This window comes from Paenibacillus sp. RC21, from assembly GCF_044907935.1.
In the GTDB taxonomy this organism is placed as follows: domain Bacteria; phylum Bacillota; class Bacilli; order Paenibacillales; family Paenibacillaceae; genus Paenibacillus; species Paenibacillus terrae_A.
Genome location: NZ_JBIYCS010000001.1, coordinates 443,158 through 463,712 on the forward strand (window position 1 = coordinate 443,158; position 20,555 = coordinate 463,712).

Genomic DNA, 20,555 nt, shown 5'->3' on the forward strand with positions numbered 1-20,555 from the left:
TACGAAGAGTGGTACCGCGGGGATATTGAAGTTCTCGTCTCTTGAATAATTCAAGAGGCGGGAGCTTTTTTTGTTAGATTCTAATGAAAAAAAGGAGAGAAAGCCATGCTGTTATCGATCGCTACTCAGGCTATTTCTGCCCATACGGGCTTGGAGGAAAAGGAGATTTCCTCTTTATTGGAGGTACCGCCACAACCGGAATGGGGGGATGTAGCGTTTCCCTGTTTTTTGCTGGCTAAAAAGTTTAGGAAGGCTCCGCAGCAAATTGCGTTGGAACTGGCGGAGGCCATAACCCGTAAGGAAGGACTGACTGCTTCGGCATCAGGAGCCTATGTCAATATAACACTGGGGCGTTCCATTCATATTCCACTGATGCTGGCTGAATTGAGCAAACCCGAATTTTTCAAGCCAGATCTCGGACACGGACAGCGGGTAGTGATTGATATGTCTTCGCCCAATATTGCCAAACCGTTTGGTATCGGCCATCTTCGTTCTACTGTCATCGGTGCTGCACTGTACCGCATTCTCGGGGAAACGGGGTATGTTCCGGTTAGTGTGAATCATTTGGGGGATTGGGGAACACAGTTTGGTAAGCAAATTGCGGCTTATAAAAGATGGGGAAATGAAGAGCAGCTACAGCAAGATCCGATTGGAGAGTCACTTAAGCTGTACGTGCGTTTTCATGAGGAAGCCGAGCATGACCCATCTTTGGAGGACGAAGGTCGAGAATGGTTCCGCCGTCTGGAGCATGGAGATACCGAGGCTCAGCAGCTATGGGAGTTTTTTGTTGAAGTCAGCCTGCGTGAATTTGATCGCATGTACCAGCGTCTGAACCTTACATTTGATCATGTACTGGGAGAGAGCTTTTACAATAATAAAATGCAGGCGGTTGTTGCCCGATTAAGGACGAAAGGTTTGCTGGAAGAAAGTGACGGTGCGCTTGTGGTGCGTCTGGAGGATGAAGGGCTGCCGCCTTGTCTGATTTTGAAAAAGGATGGGACTACCATCTATCCGACCCGTGATTTGGCTACGGCGTTCTACCGTCATGAGGTGATGAAAGCTGATCGGTTGCTGTACGTGGTAGGTGGAGAGCAGCAGTTGCATTTCCGGCAGGTGTTTGAGGTGCTAAAGCGTGCAGGGGAGACGTGGGCGGAGCAGTGTGAGCACGTGCCGTTTGGTCTGATGCGTTTTGCAGGTAAAAAAATGTCCACAAGACGCGGCAAGGTCGTGAAGCTGGAGGAGGTGCTGGATGAAGCGGTGGCCCGCGCTCTAACTATCATCACCCAGAAGAATCCCAATTTACAGGATCAACAGGAAATAGCCGAGGACGTCGGCATCGGGGCGATCATTTTTGGCGACTTAAAAAATAACCGCCTGAACGAAGTGGATTTCTCACTGGAAGACGCGTTAACCTTTGAAGGTGAGACAGGTCCTTATGTACAATACACACATGCACGTATACGCAGTCTTTTGGAAAAAGCTTATGCTGGCGCCGGTACGGTGGATGGTTCTGGTATCGACGTTCCTATGAGGGAACATCCAGTATCTGATTTCACCGATGCATCGGATGAAATGCTGGGGGATGCAGGCTGGGCACTGCTTAAGCAACTGGTTCGTTATCAGGGACAACTGGAACGTGCGGCTCGGCAACTGGAACCTTCGGTTATCGCGAGGTTTGCGCTGGATACGGCGCAGGCGTTCAACCGCTTTTACGCCAAGGAGCGGATTGTCGATGGTGGGCCGTGGCGCATTCAGTTGGCTGGACAAACTGCTGATATTTTGGCACATACGCTGCATCTTCTTGGCCTGAAAGCACCCTATCGGATGTAGCCAAATGGCCTGAGGAAGAGTGCCCGCAAAGTGAGTATCCTTAGAATATAGCCTAGGACGTGAGCAGAAAAGAGTTAAACGGGTTACACTAACTGTAAGTATCGTAGGCTTTTTTTACAATCAATTTTTGAGTATCTGAAACATTTGTTGATAGTATTGCGTCGATAAGTATAGAAGAAACATAGTAAATATGGAGGTGCATCTCATGAAAAAAAACAAAAGCGTGACAGCAGCTTTGCTGGTGATCTGTTCGTTGGCAGTGGCTACGTCAGCTTCGGCATTTCGTGATATAAAAGGAACAGAGCAGGAGAAGATTGTAAGTTCGCTTCAGAACAAAGGTATTATTCAGGGCATCACGAAGGATAAGTTTGCGCCTGATCAATCACTTACGTATGCACAAGGGGTGCATATGGTCGTTAATGCGATGGATCTTCAAGTTATGCCGGATTTCACGACGGGTTCCTTCGCCAATATTCCGTCTTCGGCATGGTATGCCAAGTCTTACCGGATTGCGGCTCAACACCAAATTCCTTTGTCACCGGATATTGATCCAAGTACTCAGATGACAAGAGAACAATTCGCGAATATACTGTACAAAGCGGTTAGTGCAACCGGAGAATATCCAACAGTCCGCATGTACATTAATGTTGCGGATGGCAAGAAGCTGGACCAAGATTCAAGCGAAGGGGTTCAGTTCCTGTTGTTGACCAAAATTGCTAAATTAGATGAAAAGAGCAACTTTAATCCGGAACGTAAAGTAACCCGAATGGAGGCAGCGGAGATGGTCTATAATGCATCCGAATTTGTGCAAAATCATAAACCGATTGAATCCACTCCAGAAAATCCGGCAGAGCCTTCAGATCCGGGCCAGCAAAATGGTATTAGTATGAGTGTAGAGAAGGTGAATGAACAGCAGAACAAGGTAACATTAACCCGTTTGCAGGCACCCAATCCCGGTTACGGCATTGAAGTGGATCATATCGACTACGTAGATGACGCCACTGCAGTGATTTACTACAAGCTGACAAGTCCAAAGCCGGGGGAAATGAATATCCAGGTCATTACGGATACCCACACAAGTACACTGGTGGACAGCAAGTATAAAGTTACGATTAAGGCGGTAGAGGGAACTGTTTTTCCTCCTACAGGATCAGGCACCTCGGTAGCCCAATAATACTTGTAGCGTACACACGAAACATATATTTAGAAAAAGTAAAACAGCAAGTCTCCATTGTATTTATCCGGAGACTTGCTGTTTTTTTATGCATGCTTTGTGTGCTTACTTTATGCGCTTCCTCCAGCCAAGCCGGGTCCGTTTTGACCTGTGCCCGGTTTCTGCAAGGAGCTGGTACCTGCTCGGGTATCGGCTTTTCCAGAAGTGGCAGCTCCTGCTGCTACAGCAGTTTTCTCTGCAAGTAAAGCTTCTTGTTCCGACGATGCACTAGAGGATGGATTTGTATCTGTTCCCGCCGTTCCTGACTGGAGCTGATACATCTGGAAGTAACGACCACCCTGAGCCATGAGTTCGTCATGGTTTCCGCGTTCGACAATCTCGCCCCGATGCAGCACCAGAATTTGGTCCGCACTGCGGATGGTCGACAAACGGTGAGCAATGATGAAGGTAGTACGCCCTTTCTTGAGCACCTCCAGCGCAGATTGGATAAGCGCCTCGGTTTCGGTATCAATATTGGCGGTAGCTTCATCGAGAATCAGAATCGCCGGATCAAAGGCCAACGCACGGGCGAAGGAAATGAGCTGACGCTGCCCGGCTGATAAAGTACTTCCTTTTTCGATCACTGGCTCGTCAAAGCCTTGCGGCAAATGGGCCAGCAGTTTGTCAGCCCCGACATCACACAGTGCTTTGTTCACCTGTTCTCTGGTAATCCGGCTGTCTCCCAGACTGACATTGGAGGCTACTGTACCTGTAAACAAATATGGATCTTGAAGAACGATACCCATATGATGGCGTAGCCACTGCTTTGGAATGTCCTTGACAGAGGTTCCGTCAATGGTGATCGTTCCTTTTTGCGGATCATAAAACCGGAACAGCAGGTTAATAATTGAGCTTTTTCCGGATCCGGTATGTCCGACGAGTGCAACCGTTTGGCCGGGATGTGCAGTAAAGGAAATATGCTTAAGGACAGCATCCTTTTTGTAGGCAAAGGTTACGTCGTCGAACTTCACCAGACCTTTGTAACGCCGCATCGTGCCGTCTGTTACCTGTTCTCCGGTTTCATCCATCAGTTCAAATACCCGTCCAGAGGATACGATTGATGTATCCAGCACCGCAAGCTGGTTGACCATACCAGTCATCGGTTGGAACAGTCGTCCCAGTACATCGACGAAGGCGTATAATACGCCTAGTGATACAGCACTGCCTGTCGTGCCAAGCGCCTCTGCTCCGAAATACCACAACACGACGGCAAAGGCAAGATTTCTCAGCACATTGACCAGATTGTGTGAAGTGAAGGCGTTCAAATTCAGCATTTTATTCTGATGCTTCATATAATCATCGTTCAGTTCTTCAAACTCATGTTGCGTTTGTTTCTGGTGCCGGAACACACGAATAATGGACATCCCTTGAATAGATTCATTGATAATCGCATTAATCTCACTGAGCCGGGACCGAATGATCGTATTAAAGCGGGTGGCGACCTTGCGGTACAGCACAATCCACAAGATCAGCAGCGGTACAATGAACAGAGAGATCAGACCCAGTCTGAAGTCCAGCAAAAAGAGTGCGACATATACACCAGCCATCGTCACAATACCTGAAGTGAAGTTCGACAGTACGGCCACGAATAAATCTTTTACCGCTTCTGTGTCATTCGTAACACGGGATACGACCTTACCTGCGGGCAGATTGTCAAAAAAGTAAACTGGCAACCGTTGAATGTGTGCGTAGAGGTCAAGCCGAAGCTTTTGAATGACCTTGTTGGCCGAGGATTGCAGCCAGTACGTTTTGCCAAATTCGGCAAAGATCGAAATGACCAGAAAGAAGCAATACCAGCCAATCAGTTGAAAGATACCGGGCATTTCCGGTTTGTAAAAGCTATACAGCTCATCGGCTGTCAAAGCCTTGGCATCATAGCGAAAGGTGTCGGAGCCGCGTGTCACCGACAGCGTGCCGTTCGCAAAGGAGCGGTTACCGTCAGCCACCTGCACCGTACCATCAATAAATACGAAGGATTTGCCGACTTGTAAAATCCTCGCTTCACGCCCTTTGACCTCCCCGGCCTCAAAGCGGTCTTCACGCTTAAAATGGGTTCCGGCATAACCTACCGTGCCGTCCACGCTAGTTGTCTCGTAAAATGGTTTTTCAATAGCGAGCATATGGTCGTCGATCATCGTTTTGGCGATGAAGGGTCCGGCCAGCTCGGCGGCTACCCCGATAGCCAACGCGATGAGTGCGGCGATAAAGCCCGCTTTGCTCGTCAGCGCATACTGGAATAGCCTTTTGCCGATATTGGGTTTCATTAGGATACCTCCCCTGAGGTCAGAACAGATTCCACTTGCTGCCGTTCATACTGTTGACGGTACCATCCGTCCGTCTGAAGCAGCTCGTTGTGGGTTCCTTCCTCAATAATGCGTCCTTGCTCCAGCACGACGATCCGGTCTGCATGTTCTACAGCCGAGAGACGGTGAGTGGAGATCAGAGTTGTTTTACCCGAGCGTTTACGCCGGATATTATCAATAATACGTGCTTCTGTTCGAGCATCAACCGCGGACAGTGCATCGTCTAGCACCAGAATATCCGGATCGCCGATAAAGGCGCGTGCCAGCGAAACACGTTGCTTCTGCCCGCCGGACAGGGCTATGCCTTTTTCTCCGACGAGTGTGTCCAGTCCATCGGACAGGGTGCCTAAATCCTGATCGAAAGCTGCGGTACGGATCGCTTCCATGATATCGTCATCATCTGCACGCGGTTTACCGAACTGAATGTTCTCACGCACTGATTTGGAGAACAGAATTTGCTCCTGTGGCACGTAGCCGATCCAGCTGTGCAGTTGTTCAACAGCAATGTCCTCCAGCCGAGTACCAGAGATTAAAATGTCACCGCTACCCGTCGGGTATTCATGCAGTAGCTGTTTGAGCAGGGTGGATTTCCCGCTGCCTGTTCGGCCGACGACACCTAGCGTTTCTCCACGTTTCAGCTCCAAATTCACATGTAACAGATTGTCAACAGATGAGGTTGGATAACGGAAGGTAACATCTTTCATCGTAATGGACTCGGGGTGGTTAACCGTTACAGGCTGAGCTGCATCTTGTACGTCCGGCTCCACATGGAGAGTTTCGTTTACCCGATCGAGGGAAGCGCTACCGCGCTGCATAATGTTGATCAGCTCGCCAATGGCAAACATCGGCCAAATCATCATCCCCAGATACATGTTAAAGGATACCAGTTCACCCAGCGTGATATCGTTATGAAATACCAGATAAATACCATATCCGAGCCCGATAACATAGCTAAGTCCTACGCATAAGCGAATCGTCGGTTCGAAGAGAGCGTCCATCCGGGCGACCGCCAGATTTTTGCGAAATACGTCATCGGTAATATCGGCGAACCGTTTTTCATCCATCCTTTCCTGTACATAGGCGCGAATAACCCGGATACCTGCCACGGATTCCAGCACCTGGTCGTTCATATCGCCAAATGCATCCTGTGCCAGCGTGTAGCGCTCGTGAACGGCTTTGCCATAAATGCTCATTGCCAGTGCGATGAATGGCAGCGGCAGGACCGCCGCCAGTGTCAGCTTCCAGCTAATCAGGGTACCCATGGCGACCAGCACGACGCTCAGGTAAACTGTAGAGTCAGTTAGCGTCAGCATGCCAAAGCCCGCAGTACTAGCGACAGAGCGAAGGTCGTTCGTAGCACGAGCCATCAGGTCACCAGTACGATTGCGTTCAAAAAATGGAGGTGTCATCCGCAGCAGATGGTTCATAAAGCGTGTGCGCAACAGGCGCTCCACCAGATTGGCACCCCCAAACAGCTTGTGCATCCATATGTACGTAATGTAGTAGATGACGGCAAGAATGCCTAAAATATAAAAAATATAATGCCAGAGCGAGGACCATGAAATTGAACCGCGTACGATCTCATCAATAGCGCTACCTAGCAGCCGAGGCGGAGCAAGCTCCAGCACGCCAACGGCGATCAGCAAAAACAGCCCAATCGAGTACCGGCTTCGTTCTCTTTTAAAAAACCAGCTTAAATTTTTGAGTACCGAAAACAAGAGGAATCCCATCCTTTCATGAAAAGCTCATGCGAGAGTTGTTGTGCCATTTTGAATAAACAATAAGGCTTGCTACCACTAGCTTCAATCCGGTAACAGGCGCAAAAAAGGCATACCGTCCGCAGACGATATGCCTTAAATCTCAATATCATATGGCGCGCAGATGTTTTCAGCACACTCACCACTGAAAAACTGCTCAAACGCAGGCAGCCACTCGTATTAAACCATACAACGTGAATGGCCCAATTCCGAAGGATGCGTCAGGGGAGATGCTCCGGTATGAAGTTGTTGTGTTTGTAAAGTTGGGTAAAAGGCGAGATGAATGTTTAGCACCGGTAACACTCCTTTCTTCTTCGAATTGGATTCATTCTGAACATGAGTAATCGTTCAATTTGGTAATTAATTTCAAAATGGATCTCGTATGGTTGAATCTTAACACCGTCTTTTGCGAATTGTCAAACCTTTTTCAAAAAAATGTATATCGCTCGCTGGAGATTTTCACTTGAGTAAGGGGCGGTTGGTGGTCATTCTAAATCATGCTATGATATAGTTAACAGGATGTAATTGTACAAGGAGATGAGCTAACGCATGAGCATACAGGTAACTGAACCAGCGGCACAGTGGTACATCAAGGAGCTTGGTCTGAACCGTGGAGATACGATCCGTTTTTTTGCCCGCTATAGTTCCGGCGGTGGGTTACATCCGGGCTTTTCTCTGGGAATTGCCGTAGAGCCTCCGCAGCACCCCGTATTACAACATGAAGCGGCTGGCATTACGTTTTATATGGAGGATCAGGATTACTGGTATTTGAAGGGTCATCATCTGGAAGTGAAGTATCTGGAGGAACATGACGACATTATTTACACGTATGCCGAGGAAGAGCAGTCTTAAAGCTCTAACGTTAGAAATAGCGTGCAGGTTAACCGTTTAGGGACATGAAAAAGCGGCGGAGTATCGCATTACAGGGGATTAACCTGTATGTGATACTCCGCCGTTTTGTTGTCCTTGGGGCGCGCGTGCTGCATGTTAAGGGTTGTTAGGCATCGGACCATCCACTGCAAAATCAAAATCATCTATGTCGTACACATGTACAGGAACGGAAGCTTCAATAATGCGGTGAATCCAGTCCAGTTGATCAGTCAAAATGGGTAATTCTTCACGCTGGGCTGTTAGTACCAATTCAGTCTCGATTGGATCAAAATATTCTCCGTAATGCGCAGTATCGACGGCATTAATGACGATCAGCGAGGTGTTGGCGTCGAACAGGATGGGCAAGCTTTTGGCCCAAGGCATCTGAAGCGCGCGCCGAATTTTTTTCTGATTCAAAGGCTCCTCAAAATAGCTGATCAGTTCGCTTACCTTTCGCTTCACATGCTGATCGTCAACAGAATTTTCCATGAGCGGTTCCGTGCTATCCTGAAATTCGTATAGCTCCAGCAACGATGTGTAAGGCACTATATATTCCACAGGGGCGGGAGTTGTAAGCAGTTGGCCATATATGGCAACCATTACAGCTTCCGTTACAAATTGTCGGGACATCGGTCAAGCCTCCTGCATTTACCAAATTATGCGATAAGAGTATAACACAAAGCGGGACTGAATTCAGCCCTTCATGCAGATTGCTCCGGTTCATTCGTTTTTTACGTTGACTGCCTTTTTCAATCTTATGTCTGCCGCTGGTCAAATACGTTTTTTTATAGATAGCATCTGCCAGCGGCCAGACAAAGGATACGTGGGAAAGCCTAAGTGCGTCCAATTAACAGCGACAGCAGCCCAGCGGCGATGAGCGGTCCTACAGGAACGCCTTTGAAGAAGGCGACACCAATTACAGTTCCGATAAGCAAACCCGTCACAATGATGGGCTGCCCGGACATCAGGGTTACTCCGCGGCCGCCAAGGTAGGCTACCAGGATGCCAATGGCAATAGCGAGCAGCGACTTCCAGTGAAGGAAGGACTCCATCACCTGGCTAATGCTGATTTTACCGCTGGCCAGTGGGGTCATCACACCAATGGTTAGAATGATGATCCCGATCGTCAATCCATACTTTTCAAGCCAGGGGAAAGCAGTATGAAAATGGGTTACCCGAAGTAGCAGTAGTACTACCATGGCAATGGTGACGGTGGAATTGCCGCTGACAATTCCAAGACCAGCCAGTACCAGCAGTATGAGTGAACTGTAATCCATATATGCGTTCTCCTTAGTTCATTTAGCTTTGAATATGCTCAGCGATTTGGCGACCGTGCCAGCGGCCTGTTTCAATGAACACCTCATTGGCGTTGCTGCCTGAAGCGATGACACCCGCCACATATATACCCGGTATATTGGTCTCCATCGTGGAAGGATCATATTCCGGTTTGTCCAGATCCTCGGCCATGTGGACACCCACAGACTCCAGCAGCTTCCGTTCCGGGTGAAACCCGGTGAGTGCCAGTACAAAATCATTTTCGAGTCGGAAAGCTGCTGTCTCCAACGGGGTGACCACTACATAATCCGGATGAATCTCAGTGATGCGGGCGCCCAGATGGAGCGTGATTTTCCCTTTTTGCACCATACTGTCGAACAGTGGACGAACCCACGGCTTAATGTATTCAGACAGTTCGGTTCTGCGATACACCATGTCAATTGTAGCTCCGACACGTACGAGTTCCATCGCTGCATCCACCGCAGAGTTGCTGCCGCCGATGATTGCGACCCGCGTACCGGTATAGGGATGGGCTTCACTGAAATAATGAGTAACTTTATCTAATTGTTCCCCGGGAATGCCCAAATAGTTCGGATGATCAAAATATCCTGTAGCCACGACGACATAGCGTGACGAATACGTTTTGGCTATTCCCTGCTTGCTCACTGTATGTACAGTAAATGTAGCGTCATCCTGTCGTGTGATTGTTTTTGCTTCCTCGTAATGACGGACGTTCAGGTTATAATGTGTCGCTACCTTGCGGTAATACGCCAGTGCTTCATGACGGTAAGGTTTGTCATTAGGCGTACTGAACGGAACATCGCCAATTTCCAGCAGTTCAGCCGTGCTGAAAAACTGCATGTTTGTCGGGTACAGAAAAATGGAGTGAACAATGTTACTTTTTTCGATAATGACGGTTTGCAAGCCTCTGCGACTGCATTCGATTGCAGCGGACAGCCCGCAAGGCCCGCCTCCGATAATGACTACGTCGTGCATCTCGATGAACCTCCCGTTGTATTGGTCTGTTGCGCCAGTTTTGCAGTAGTATGTAAGAAGTTTCAATGCGCTAATTCACAAAAAATTGAAAAGGCGAAACAATTGAATATATGCAATCTCTGCACAAAAGTCAAGTAATATCATCCTACCGCAATGCGTACACAATATCCAGCCGTTTTCAGAAAGAAGTAAAAGAATGATACGATTGACATACATTTTTAACGTACATATAATTAGATGTGTATCTATTATGATGTGTTTATTTTTTACGGTAAATATACGGAAAGTATGTAGTGATGAAAAGAGGGGTTAACGATGCAACTGGATAAAATGGTCAATTATCATAAAGCGCTTGCTGATCCAACGCGTATGCGTATATTGCTGCTCTTGTCACGTGGAGAGATGCATGGTCAGGCTTTGGCAGAAAAACTGAATTTATCCCAACCGACTGTCACGCATCATGCTTCCAAGCTTCGTGAGGCGGGGTTAATCAAGGAGCGACGTGATAAGAATACGGTATATTTCACACTGAATCCTGAACTGATCCGGCAGCATGCCGAGGCGACAGTGCGGTTTATTTTTGAAAAAGGAGAGGGGGAGGAAGAAATGTCAGAGGTTAATGAAACGCTGGAAGCGACAGTCTTGCGTAATTTTTTTTCCAAGGACGGCAAGTTGCGTCAAATTCCCTCGCAATACAAGAAGAAGCTGATCGTGCTTCAATTGCTGGCAGAAAAGCTGGAGCCGGGTCGCGTGTATCCTGAACGTGAGCTAAACGAGTGGATTAAGCAGTACCATGAGGACTTTGCGACGATTCGGCGTGAGCTGATTATGCATCAGTTTATGTACAGGGAACGTGAAATGTATGAATTGAATCCACGTGAGATGTGGACACGCTGGGATCAAGTGCGCTAAAAGCAACTTGAAAAAGATTTAAAAAAAGGTTTGCAGCAGACTTGACAGACGATTTCAGGACTTGTATGATTAAGGAAATTTTAGGAGGAGGCGATGTTATATGCGTACGAACATGAATGGATTGGTTCAGCAGCAGTATGACGTTGTCTCCCGCACGGATGATGCATAGTTGAAGACTATATGAAATAAGTATAGTTTTTACATGGCATTCGGTTGAGCAGTAGAACCGATGAAATCCGCAGGGAGTGATTCCCTGCGGATTTTTTTATGATTAGGGTCTTGGGATAGCCTCGGCCTGAATCATACACCCTCCGCAGGGGTTTTCCCTGCGGATTTTTTGCGTTTTTTGCTCGCGGGAGAGAACATTTACAAGCACCGAGTAACACGGAAATAAAAAAACATCAACTTTAAACATCAGCAATAAACGATGATTCACAGGAGGAAAACAATGAGTATACATGAATACGGCTGGTCTGATTACTGGAACGGCTTTTGGGATCAATGGAAACAAAGCTTTGAAGAACGAGCAGAAAATACACAGGTACGCCCTGCCCGTCTGATTGCCGATTATGGTCAAAAAGTAAAGCTTATGACTATGGATGGAGAACGCTGGGGAGCTGCTTCCGGCAAGCTGAGACATGCTATTGTCGATCCGGCAGAAATGCCGGCTGTGGGGGATTGGGTGGCTGTCACCGTGCCAGATGGAACCTCGGATGCAGTCATTCATGCCGTGCTGCCACGTAAAAGTCGGATATCCCGGCAGGCTGCCGGCTTTGAGACGAAGGAGCAGCTGATTGCGACAAATGTAGATACGCTCTTTCTCGTCAATGCACTGAATCACGATTTTAATGTGCGCAGGCTGGAACGGTATCTAATTATGGCGTGGAACAGTGGGGTCGATCCGGTCGTTGTGTTGAGCAAAAGCGATCTTTGTTTCGATGTGGAAGAGCGGGTGGCAGAAGCGGAGGGGGTTGCCCCCGGTGTGCCTGTCATCGTTATTTCCGCTTTGCAGAATGAAGGGAGAGAGCAGTTGGAGGCGTTTCTTCAACCCGGACGCACAGTTGCCTTGACAGGCTCCTCCGGCAGCGGCAAATCAACAATTGTGAACTGGCTGTCCGGGGCCGAAGTTCAGCTTACACAGGATGTGAGGGAAGAGGACAGCCGGGGTCGCCATACGACAACTCACCGACAGTTGTTCCCCATATTGAGGCAAGCCGTTCTGCTGGATACGCCGGGAATGCGTGAACTGAATCTGTGGGATGATTCCACTGGGGTCGCCAATACCTTCGCGGATATTACGGAAATGGCACAAAATTGCCGTTTTGCAGACTGCAAGCATCAAGGAGAAGCGGGATGTGCGGTAGAGGAAGCTGTGCAGCGTGGTGAGCTATCTGAATCCAGAGTGAACAACTATCGCAAAATGCAGCGGGAGCTGGAGTATCAGGCACGTAAAGAAGCAGATCGGCGGAAAAAGGATCAACGTTCAAGCACAAATCAGGGCCGAGTCGGTAATCGAAGGGGCTGGAGACGTGATGTGGAGTGGTGAGATGAAGAAAGGTTATTTGTAAAAATCACAAGAGAATCTGCGGTGTGGTCGGCATATCCTGTAGAGGGGTGAGTATATGCCGAATTATAGTATTGTGGTGAGTTTGTCGGATCGTCGTCTGTATTTAAAAGATGGAGATCAGACTGTACTTAGTTATCCGGTCGGTATTGGTAAAATTGCTACACAGACGCCGTACGGACAATTTACCATCATCAACAAACAGCCCAATCCCGGCGGCCCCTTCGGAGCGTTCTGGATGGGGCTGTCCAAGCCGCATTATGGCATCCACGGCACCAATGCGCCTTGGTCCATTGGCAAGCTGGTGTCGCATGGTTGCATACGTATGCAGAACAAGGATGTGCTGGAGCTTCAGGAAAAGGTGAGCATTGGCACGCCGGTCACCATACAGCCTTAGTGACCGACAAGTTACAATACCTGCAAGCCATGTGCTGTCCAATTATGATTTGGGTTGAATAGGGATACGGGCTTCAACCCGTTTGGAGCCCTCTTTGTCGTCCGCGGATTTAACTAGTGTGCCGGAAAGATGCTCTCCGCCTGCTCCATACACTCGTTTCGCATTCGCCCATATGTCTTCGTTAGGTTCGAAGCTTATAACCATGGTGTAACGATTAGCCAGGCTCGGTTTTTTGACCCTCATACTGATAGAGCCGTCAGGCATGACTTTGGTTTGATCGTCATAGCCAAACTGCCAGCGTCCCGGGAAATCAATGGTAAGCTTGACATCTGATCCTTCCAGTAAATTACTGCGCGCATACACATGATAATAGTTGCCTTCCTGCTTCACATCCGGCTTGATCCACACTTTGGGGCTACCGTAATCCTTTGGTTTGTTCCAGACAGGCTTAACCAGCGGGGTGCTTTGTTCCTGCTCAGGATCAAACTCGGCGCCAATTCGGACTTCTTGCCGAAGCTGCTCCTTTTCTTCGTATTGATATACATAGGGCCCTTCCAATTTCTCACCACCGCTGCTGTAAAGATTGCGTATCGGGTCGTCTTGGTCAGCCGGACGGAACAAAACCGTCAGATCCATGCTGCCCTGTATGCCTGGCCGTTGCACACGAAGTACAAAGCTTCCGTCCTTTTGAACAGTTGCTTCGTCCGTGTACCCGGTGAGCAGGGAGTTTTTGACCGCGAGATTACCCTTAATCCGCGCTCCGGCGGGGAGGTTGGAGCGCCCTGTGACCTTTACGGTTTTTCTGTCTATATTTACATTGCCTGATATTTCGACATAACTGCTGCCTTGTTGATGTACAGGGGTGCGATTGGCAGCTCGTTCATCCAGGGAGGACGTATTCTGATTCGGGTTGCCGGTAACGGTGTAGGCGCGGGCCTCAGCCTCATGTTGGGCCATACTGCGGGTAGAGGCTTTTTCCCTGCTGCATGCAGACAGAATTGTCAGTAACAACAAAGTGTATAAAAATATCCAGACTATTTTAGCCAATCTGTGCTTTTCCATAGTTTCTGCACGCTCCTTGTTCATAGCTTCCAGATTTAAAGCGGTCAATCCTTTGAAACTTTATGTATTTACCCTTTATAAAGGTTATGTAATCCAGCCTACTTTATCCAACAGGTTGCTTACATGTTTAAACCACAAGCGGAATGGTTAAAAATGGATAGTCTGGTCATCCCCTTGGAATGCAGGGGCAGCATGTTGTAAAGGAGCCTGAGCCATATGTCCATTGACCGTTTTATCCTGAAAAAGCTGGACAACTGCCGGGAAGAGCATACACGCGCTAATTTAGTGGAGCTGTTTAGAATACGAATTGAGAAGGCGCAGAAGTTGGAACGAGGCGGAAAAAAAGGTTATCGCAAAAGAATACTATAAGCAGTTTGCTATAAAATGATAGGTTCGGCTAGTTACATGTATCATGTTTCAAGGCCGCTGATACGGAGAGGGTGCATAGTCACTCTCTCTTTTTTGCTATGATTTCGGAACAAAAAAAAGTCCCTCTTAGTAGAGGGACAGTGCCAATGAATCATTTTCACTAACGCTATGCAGGATGGCTTCACAACCGACAATTTCTATACTGATCAAAGAGTTAAGACATTTTTGAAGGGCACGCTTGCCTCTGGAGATTTTGTTCTCCAAAGTGTTGCTTAGAAGTTTTAATGTTTTTTGTACAGGTTGTTTGTTTTCTTGGTTGAAGTATACGGGAATACGTTTGTTTTGAAATGTAATTAATGTTCTCACAAAAATCACCTCGCTTGAGTTATTTCATGACTTTATTGTAGAGCCCGTTTCTTAAAATTACCTTAAAAACACCTTATAAAAACATAAAGGTCTGAAAAATTTACAAAGTGTTCACAATACTCTGGTAAACAATCAAATTTAGTTTAACCCATCGACAAAATGACGTATATGCGAATTCTACAAAACTTTGAAAATATAGTTTATTGATTCATATGACTCTTTTAAGATATAAAAATACAACTAAAGTCATGATTTTATAGTGCGAGTGGGTAGTTTGTAACAAATTGACAGTCTAATAGGCGGATGCTACAGTTACGATAGCCATATTTTCATAGAAAATAGGCTCTTTGTGTGAGTTTTACTGTATATATTAAGGATCGGGAGGGATGACAGATGATCCTGACCGTGCTTTCGGGACGACAGGAAACAGAGTGGTTTGACATCGAGGTGGCTGATGAATACTCGGTAGATCATTTGAAGCTGATGTTGGGTGTGCGTATTTTTGGTGAGCCTCCGGCGGAAGGAATGCAATATATTATGGAAGCAAAATTCCCGGAGGGGCTTTGGTTCAGAGTGGATGACGACCAACTGCTGATAGGAGCGGGTCTGCGGGAAGGCTGTACGGTGCGTATTCAGCGTGCTTTTTCGACAACCCGGGACGAAGCTCCTGTATATGGACGGCGTTCGCTGTTTCAAAGTGAAAAAAATGGGTAAATACACACATGAAATTATATGAAACCTTGGTAAAATGAAATAGTAAGCAAAAAGGGGGACTTTTGTCTTGAATGTATTATACCAGCGCTCCCCGAGATTAAGACCGGCGCTCCGAGAGGAGAAGCTGGAGATTTTACGGCCTCCGGCTGAGCCGAGCAAGCCGTCTTTTTCCATTATATCTATACTTATTCCGTTAATGATGACGTTGGTAACTATTGGTTTTTACGTATATATGAGCAAAACAGGCAAGATAGGCAACAGTAACTACCTGATGTTCCAGATGGTTACTGTGGTCATGATGCTTACATCCTATACCATTCCTTTTTTCGTGTATTTGAACAATAAGAAGGACTACAAGCGCAAGCTGGAGGAACGTGACCGGATGTATCGGGAACAGCTCCAGAAGCATCGGGAAGAGCTTGAATTGAAACGCGAAGAGCAAATTCGCACGCTATATGAAATTCACGGTGACCCGCAAATCTGCGCTCAAATCGTCAAAAACCGTAACAGCTCTCTCTGGGAGCGTTCGCCGGAGGATGAGGATTTTTTGCAAGTGCGTATTGGAACCGGACAAGTTTCGTTTCATATCAAGCTGCAAATCCCACGCCCGGACGGCTATGACCGAGACCCGTTGCTGGGAGCTGCGGATGAATTGGGGGAAGAGTTTCGTCTGGTGGATGCTGCTTCCATTGCCTTGCCGCTGTTTCAATCCAAGGTGGTGGGACTGGTTGGAGAGCGAGAGCATACTCTGGCAGCATTAAGAGTGATTCTGGCACAGGTGACTGTCCGTCACTCGCCGGATGAAGTGAAAATTGCTTCCTTTTATGATGAGCGTGAGGAAAGTGAATGGAATTGGATGCGTTGGCTTCCGCATGTGTGGGACGATGACAGAACCGGGCGGATGATGTCAGACCGCAGCAGTAGCGCCCATCAATTGGCCGACTTTCTGTTTGCCAGATTGAACCGCCGTAAAAACAACCGTAACGAACGTCATGGAAAAGGGATGGAGGTCCCGTGTTATGTGGTTGTTTTATCAGATAGCCAGCTAATTGAAGAAGAACCGCTGCTCCCGTTGCTGTTGGAGGACGGACGGGCAATTGATGCGTGTACCATCGTTCTGGCTTCCCGAAAGGAAGCTTTGCCGATGCAATGTCAGCTTATCGTGGAGGCTTCCAAGGAGCAGGGCGTATATGCCCGCAAATCGGAGTCACCGGAGGTTGAACAGCAAAGTTTTAAACCGGATCGTCTGTCGAGAGAGGAAGCAGATGCATTGGCGCGGTATATGGCTCCTATTCGCTTGAAGCGTTCCTCGGCTTCGGATATTCCCTCTGTGCTGCCACTGTTCGATATGATGAGTATAGCGGGTGTGGAAGAACTGGACGTATCAGAACGGTGGCGGCGCAACCGTTATCCTGATACATTACCTGTACCTATGGGTGTGCGGGCAGGTGGCAAGAAGATCATGATTAATCTGCATGATAAAATCGAGCGCCAGGGACACGGTCCCCACGGTTTGATCGCCGGTACGACAGGTTCAGGGAAGAGTGAGGTTATTCAGTCCATCGTAGCTTCCCTTGCTGCTGAGTTTCACCCGCATGATCTTGCGTTTATGCTGATTGACTACAAGGGTGGCGGCATGTCCAATACGTTCGTCAATTTGCCGCATGTGGTGGGCACGATTACGAATTTGGACAATAACCTGATCGAACGCGCCAAAATATCACTAAAAGCAGAACTGGTCCGCCGACAGAAAATATTAAACGATGCGGGCAATTTGCAGCATATTGATGAATATTACAGATTGCTCCGGCAGCGGCACGCACAACCGCTGCCTCATCTGGTTATTATTATTGATGAATTTGCACAATTAAAACGGGATCAACCCGAGTTCATGGATGAGCTAATCAGTATTGCCGCCATTGGACGGACATTGGGTGTCCATCTGATTTTGGCGACCCAAAAGCCTGCTGGCGTTGTGGACGATAAAATCTGGAGTAACTCCAGGTTCCGTATCTGCTTACGGGTGCAGAGCGAAGGCGACAGCCGTGATATGTTGAAAATACCGAATGCTGCGTGGATTACGAAGCCGGGACGAGGGTATTTTCAGGTCGGCAGTGATGAGGTATTTGAAGAAATGCAGTTTGCCTGGAGCGGTGCCCCGTATGTAGGCAACAGCGATATTTCTTCCGCACTGCCTGTTCACGAGGTGAGACTGAACGGCAAGCGTGAAGCGCTGCTGACTGGCGGCGAACGGGCAAACTCAGGCTTAAAAGGGGAAGAAGCTCCCAAACAGCTTCAGATATTCATTGATTATATTGCAGAAGAAGCTGCCAAGGCAGGGATCGAACGGCTTCAGGGACCGTGGCTTCCGCCGCTGCCTGACTTGCTGGATTTAACTGACTTGCTGCCTCCATGCGCCGAAACGGGCAGTCCAGCATCTCCTCAAGAGCTGAAGGCGGTCATGGGTCTGGTTGATGATTTGCCGAACCAGCGACAGGAGCCGATTTATGCATCACTGGATCATGGTCATTGGGCAGTGTACGGTATGCCGGGCATGGGTAAAACGACCTTTTTGCAAACAATGCTAATGTCGGTGGCTCAGCGCTTTCATGCGAACCGTTGGAACGGTTACATCATTGATATGGGTCGAACGATGCGCGACTTTGGGGAACTTCCCCAGATCGGTGCTGTTATGATGGTAGAGGAGGACGACCGGATCAAGCGGTTGTTCCGTTATCTGTTCAAACAGGTGGCTGTACGTAAGGAAATGATTTCCGAAGCTGGTGTCAAAACGATAAGCTCTTATCGACGTTCTGCTGTTGAGGATGTGCCGCAAATGATCGTAGTCATTGATGGCTACCTTAATTTCCGTAATGCTTATCCAGATGAAAATGAGCTGCTGGAATCTCTTTTGCGTGAAGGTGGCAGTCTCGGTATTACATTTATCATTACAGCGAATCGGATTACCGATGTGTTTGAGAAGTTCCGCAGTAATATTCCGAACGCTGTTTCTTTTGAAATGTCTGACCCAAGTGATTATTATTATGCGGTAGGACGACCAGCCAAAACACCGGGGCCTTTAATTCCGGGTCGGGCTTTGGTCAAAGGGCATATCCCGCCGCTGGAGTTCCAGACGGCATTGCCTTCACCCGGAGAAGATGAAACGGAGCGTTCAGCACGGTTGCGCCGCAACATAGCTGGCATCGTACAGGAATGGAAGGGCAAAAACGCCCCAGCCATTCTTCCGTTGCCCGAGCGAATCCCGTTGGCGGAACTGCTTCAGCAATGGGACCGGACGAGCGGGCCTTCGGGCGCGCTTCCTTATGAGGTGCCTGTAGGGCTACAGAGTGACGATCTGGAGCCTTTCTTACTGAACCTCAAGGAAGGTCCTAATTTTATCGTTGGTAGTCCTATGGAGGGAGGAAAAACCTCTTTCCTGATGAGCTGGATCATATCGCTGGCTTATTACACATCGCCGAGTCAATTGGAAGTCTATACGGTCGATACCCGCTATGGAGGCGGGGGACTATCACGATTGCGGCATCTTCCTCATGTCAAGGCTGCTGCTGAAAGCGAGGAAGAGCTTGGTCCATTGGTACAGCAAATGTATGATATCGTTCAACAGCGGAACAAGGAGGGGAATGATCCCGAATTGCTGCTGGTCATTGATGATGCGGATATGCTAAGCAAGCAATTGAACGATTTTACGATAAAGGATCAGCTCTCCGCCATTGTACGGTTGGGGCGTGATCGCAATGTGCATGTCGTGCTGTCGGGCGTGCCATCTGATTTCCCAACCTTTGGCGTAGACTGGTTTAATGATGTTAAGGCGAGTCAAAGCGGTATGCTTTTCGGAACACTGGATTCGAATGATTTATCGTTCTTTCGTATCCCCTATTCAGAAGCGAATGCCGCCGCTGGTGGCCTAAAAGTCCTGCCCCCTGGGCAGGGATACTACGTACGACGCAAATTTACCAGGATAAAAGCGGCAATTCCCTTCTCAGAGCAAGTGAGCTGTGAGGATTGGATAACGGAAATTCGTGACCGATGGCATGTTGTAGTTTGAAGGGAGGTGGCTCATAATGTTAACGTTTCAAGCTTCCAAGCAGAAGTTAATAACCCTCAAGTCGAAGGAATTGTTTTTCCTGGCAGGCGTTCTGGGTTCTGACAGACTGCTTGGGGTGGAAGATCCGTTTAAGGGCTATCTGGCAGAAGAGTTGGCGGAAGAGTGGGAGCAGGTAAAAGCCTCTCTTCTGGAAAAGGGGTATTTAAAGCGGGTAGATGAGGGTACTGAGTTGGCAATGCCCCCTACCGTTTTTTCGAGGGTTGCTATCGCGGGATTATCTAGCCGGGCTTGCCGCATACGCTATTCGCGGGGCGGTAAGCAGTTCGAAGGTTACCTCCATTGCACGAACGAGCGTGTCGTGGAGCTAGTAAAATCCGTTGATGAACCCGATGAGTACCGTCTGTATGATCTGGGTAATGTGGAGAAGGCTTGCGAGACATTGATTGATAAAATGGGCTGGGTAGATCGGCTTGTGCCTGAATCTCCTGCGCTCATGTTCTCCAAGCAGGCATTTAATAAAATTTACGAGCAATCAGCAGGAGAGAGTGTGTCTCTAATCAGCAGTAAACTGACCGAGGCTAGCGGAGATGTAGAGGGGTCTGCGAGACTTGCCCGGTCATTGAGTTCCCGTATAGCTGAAGGAGAACTGCAATTGCTGGTCTGGAACGGCAGGGAGTGGGAATCACAGCGGGTTGCGTTTGTCCTGTGTCCAACGATGAACTGGATATTTCGTATGAGCTCTAATGGCAACGGAGATTGGCTTATTGCAGCCATGGCATCAAGAGATCAGTTTGTGGATTTATTATTAAATTGGCTGCGACAGTCGGCAGAAACTGAAGAAGCGACAGAAGAAGGGTGATG

At 48.2% G+C, this 20,555-nt stretch carries 17 protein-coding genes and 1 other annotated feature (1 of these 18 running past the window's edge); of the genes, 10 read left to right on the forward strand and 7 right to left on the reverse strand.

From position 1 onward, the window contains the following. Positions 1-45, forward strand: a binding site (T-box leader); it begins 210 nt to the left of the window's first position. Between the two features lie 60 nt (positions 46-105). Together argS and ABIA61_RS02155 are read left to right on the forward strand one after the other, a co-directional pair. Then, the gene (gene argS / locus ABIA61_RS02150; RefSeq protein WP_283655682.1) at positions 106-1,830 is read left to right on the forward strand and encodes an arginine--tRNA ligase; all 1,725 of its coding nucleotides are present in this window, start codon (positions 106-108) and stop codon (positions 1,828-1,830) included. Between the two features lie 205 nt (positions 1,831-2,035). After that, positions 2,036-3,004, forward strand: coding sequence for an S-layer homology domain-containing protein (locus tag ABIA61_RS02155; protein ID WP_404519218.1), 969 nt, complete (start codon positions 2,036-2,038; stop codon positions 3,002-3,004). A gap of 110 nt (positions 3,005-3,114) precedes the next feature. On the opposite strand, the gene ABIA61_RS02160 is transcribed toward ABIA61_RS02155, so the two are convergent. After that, positions 3,115-5,307, reverse strand: a complete 2,193-nt coding sequence (locus ABIA61_RS02160; protein ID WP_404519217.1) for an ABC transporter ATP-binding protein — start codon at positions 5,305-5,307, stop codon at positions 3,115-3,117. Further along, on the reverse strand, positions 5,307-7,064 hold the full coding sequence (locus tag ABIA61_RS02165) for an ABC transporter ATP-binding protein (RefSeq protein ID WP_283655685.1): 1,758 nt from the start codon (positions 7,062-7,064) through the stop codon (positions 5,307-5,309). Before ABIA61_RS02165 ends, ABIA61_RS02160 begins: the two co-directional genes overlap by 1 nt. Positions 7,065-7,652: 588 nt before the next feature. Between ABIA61_RS02165 and ABIA61_RS02170 the strand changes: the two genes are divergently transcribed. Beyond that, complete coding sequence (locus tag ABIA61_RS02170) at positions 7,653-7,955, forward strand: HesB/YadR/YfhF family protein (protein WP_014281172.1); 303 nt, start codon at positions 7,653-7,655, stop codon at positions 7,953-7,955. Positions 7,956-8,090: 135 nt separating this feature from the next. Here the strand turns inward: ABIA61_RS02170 and ABIA61_RS02175 are convergent, their stop codons facing one another. The 3 genes from ABIA61_RS02175 to ABIA61_RS02185 all read right to left on the reverse strand — a co-directional run bounded on the left by ABIA61_RS02175 (position 8,091) and on the right by ABIA61_RS02185 (position 10,244). Beyond that, a complete protein-coding gene (locus ABIA61_RS02175) occupies positions 8,091-8,603 on the reverse strand; it encodes an ADP-heptose synthase (protein WP_404580238.1) in 513 nt (170 codons plus the stop codon). Positions 8,604-8,806: 203 nt separating this feature from the next. After that, complete coding sequence (locus ABIA61_RS02180; RefSeq protein WP_134910013.1) at positions 8,807-9,250, reverse strand: DUF441 domain-containing protein; 444 nt, start codon at positions 9,248-9,250, stop codon at positions 8,807-8,809. A gap of 22 nt (positions 9,251-9,272) precedes the next feature. Beyond that, complete coding sequence (locus ABIA61_RS02185) at positions 9,273-10,244, reverse strand: YpdA family putative bacillithiol disulfide reductase (protein ID WP_283655687.1); 972 nt, start codon at positions 10,242-10,244, stop codon at positions 9,273-9,275. Positions 10,245-10,559: 315 nt separating this feature from the next. Here ABIA61_RS02185 and ABIA61_RS02190 point away from each other — a divergent pair, with 315 nt between their 5' ends. The 3 genes from ABIA61_RS02190 (at position 10,560) to ABIA61_RS02200 (ending at position 13,117) form a co-directional block, all read left to right on the forward strand. Then, positions 10,560-11,156, forward strand: coding sequence for a DUF2087 domain-containing protein (locus ABIA61_RS02190; protein WP_014281176.1), 597 nt, complete (start codon positions 10,560-10,562; stop codon positions 11,154-11,156). A gap of 448 nt (positions 11,157-11,604) precedes the next feature. Then, on the forward strand, positions 11,605-12,702 hold the full coding sequence (rsgA, locus tag ABIA61_RS02195; protein WP_283655688.1) for a ribosome small subunit-dependent GTPase A: 1,098 nt from the start codon (positions 11,605-11,607) through the stop codon (positions 12,700-12,702). Positions 12,703-12,778: 76 nt separating this feature from the next. Further along, positions 12,779-13,117: a L,D-transpeptidase gene (locus ABIA61_RS02200; RefSeq protein WP_044644795.1), complete on the forward strand. Its 339-nt coding sequence runs from the start codon at positions 12,779-12,781 to the stop codon at positions 13,115-13,117. 42 nt (positions 13,118-13,159) lie between these two features. On the opposite strand, the gene ABIA61_RS02205 is transcribed toward ABIA61_RS02200, so the two are convergent. Beyond that, positions 13,160-14,179, reverse strand: coding sequence for a flagellar motor protein MotB (locus tag ABIA61_RS02205; RefSeq protein ID WP_283655689.1), 1,020 nt, complete (start codon positions 14,177-14,179; stop codon positions 13,160-13,162). Positions 14,180-14,395: 216 nt separating this feature from the next. Here ABIA61_RS02205 and ABIA61_RS02210 point away from each other — a divergent pair, with 216 nt between their 5' ends. After that, a complete protein-coding gene (locus tag ABIA61_RS02210; protein WP_283655690.1) occupies positions 14,396-14,548 on the forward strand; it encodes a hypothetical protein in 153 nt (50 codons plus the stop codon). 126 nt (positions 14,549-14,674) lie between these two features. Here the strand turns inward: ABIA61_RS02210 and ABIA61_RS02215 are convergent, their stop codons facing one another. Next, complete coding sequence (locus ABIA61_RS02215; protein WP_081473730.1) at positions 14,675-14,914, reverse strand: hypothetical protein; 240 nt, start codon at positions 14,912-14,914, stop codon at positions 14,675-14,677. Between the two features lie 393 nt (positions 14,915-15,307). Here ABIA61_RS02215 and ABIA61_RS02220 point away from each other — a divergent pair, with 393 nt between their 5' ends. The 3 genes from ABIA61_RS02220 (at position 15,308) to ABIA61_RS02230 (ending at position 20,553) form a co-directional block, all read left to right on the forward strand. Then, a complete protein-coding gene (locus ABIA61_RS02220; RefSeq protein ID WP_025685030.1) occupies positions 15,308-15,628 on the forward strand; it encodes a hypothetical protein in 321 nt (106 codons plus the stop codon). 67 nt (positions 15,629-15,695) lie between these two features. Continuing rightward, positions 15,696-19,694, forward strand: a complete 3,999-nt coding sequence (gene essC, locus ABIA61_RS02225; RefSeq protein WP_404519214.1) for a type VII secretion protein EssC — start codon at positions 15,696-15,698, stop codon at positions 19,692-19,694. A gap of 16 nt (positions 19,695-19,710) precedes the next feature. Beyond that, positions 19,711-20,553: a hypothetical protein gene (locus ABIA61_RS02230; RefSeq protein WP_404580239.1), complete on the forward strand. Its 843-nt coding sequence runs from the start codon at positions 19,711-19,713 to the stop codon at positions 20,551-20,553. The last annotated feature ends 2 nt before the right edge of the window (positions 20,554-20,555 follow it).

Coding starts and splice junctions, on each gene's coding strand:
- rsgA (WP_283655688.1), top strand. CDS start 11,605: ATGAGTATACATGAATACGGCTGGTCTGATTACTGGAACGGCTTTTGG.
- ABIA61_RS02170 (WP_014281172.1), top strand. CDS start 7,653: ATGAGCATACAGGTAACTGAACCAGCGGCACAGTGGTACATCAAGGAG.
- ABIA61_RS02185 (WP_283655687.1), bottom strand. CDS start 10,244: ATGCACGACGTAGTCATTATCGGAGGCGGGCCTTGCGGGCTGTCCGCT.
- argS (WP_283655682.1), top strand. CDS start 106: ATGCTGTTATCGATCGCTACTCAGGCTATTTCTGCCCATACGGGCTTG.
- ABIA61_RS02160 (WP_404519217.1), bottom strand. CDS start 5,307: ATGAAACCCAATATCGGCAAAAGGCTATTCCAGTATGCGCTGACGAGC.
- ABIA61_RS02200 (WP_044644795.1), top strand. CDS start 12,779: ATGCCGAATTATAGTATTGTGGTGAGTTTGTCGGATCGTCGTCTGTAT.
- ABIA61_RS02175 (WP_404580238.1), bottom strand. CDS start 8,603: ATGTCCCGACAATTTGTAACGGAAGCTGTAATGGTTGCCATATATGGC.
- ABIA61_RS02210 (WP_283655690.1), top strand. CDS start 14,396: ATGTCCATTGACCGTTTTATCCTGAAAAAGCTGGACAACTGCCGGGAA.
- ABIA61_RS02230 (WP_404580239.1), top strand. CDS start 19,711: ATGTTAACGTTTCAAGCTTCCAAGCAGAAGTTAATAACCCTCAAGTCG.
- ABIA61_RS02155 (WP_404519218.1), top strand. CDS start 2,036: ATGAAAAAAAACAAAAGCGTGACAGCAGCTTTGCTGGTGATCTGTTCG.
- ABIA61_RS02220 (WP_025685030.1), top strand. CDS start 15,308: ATGATCCTGACCGTGCTTTCGGGACGACAGGAAACAGAGTGGTTTGAC.
- ABIA61_RS02180 (WP_134910013.1), bottom strand. CDS start 9,250: ATGGATTACAGTTCACTCATACTGCTGGTACTGGCTGGTCTTGGAATT.
- ABIA61_RS02190 (WP_014281176.1), top strand. CDS start 10,560: ATGCAACTGGATAAAATGGTCAATTATCATAAAGCGCTTGCTGATCCA.
- ABIA61_RS02205 (WP_283655689.1), bottom strand. CDS start 14,179: ATGGAAAAGCACAGATTGGCTAAAATAGTCTGGATATTTTTATACACT.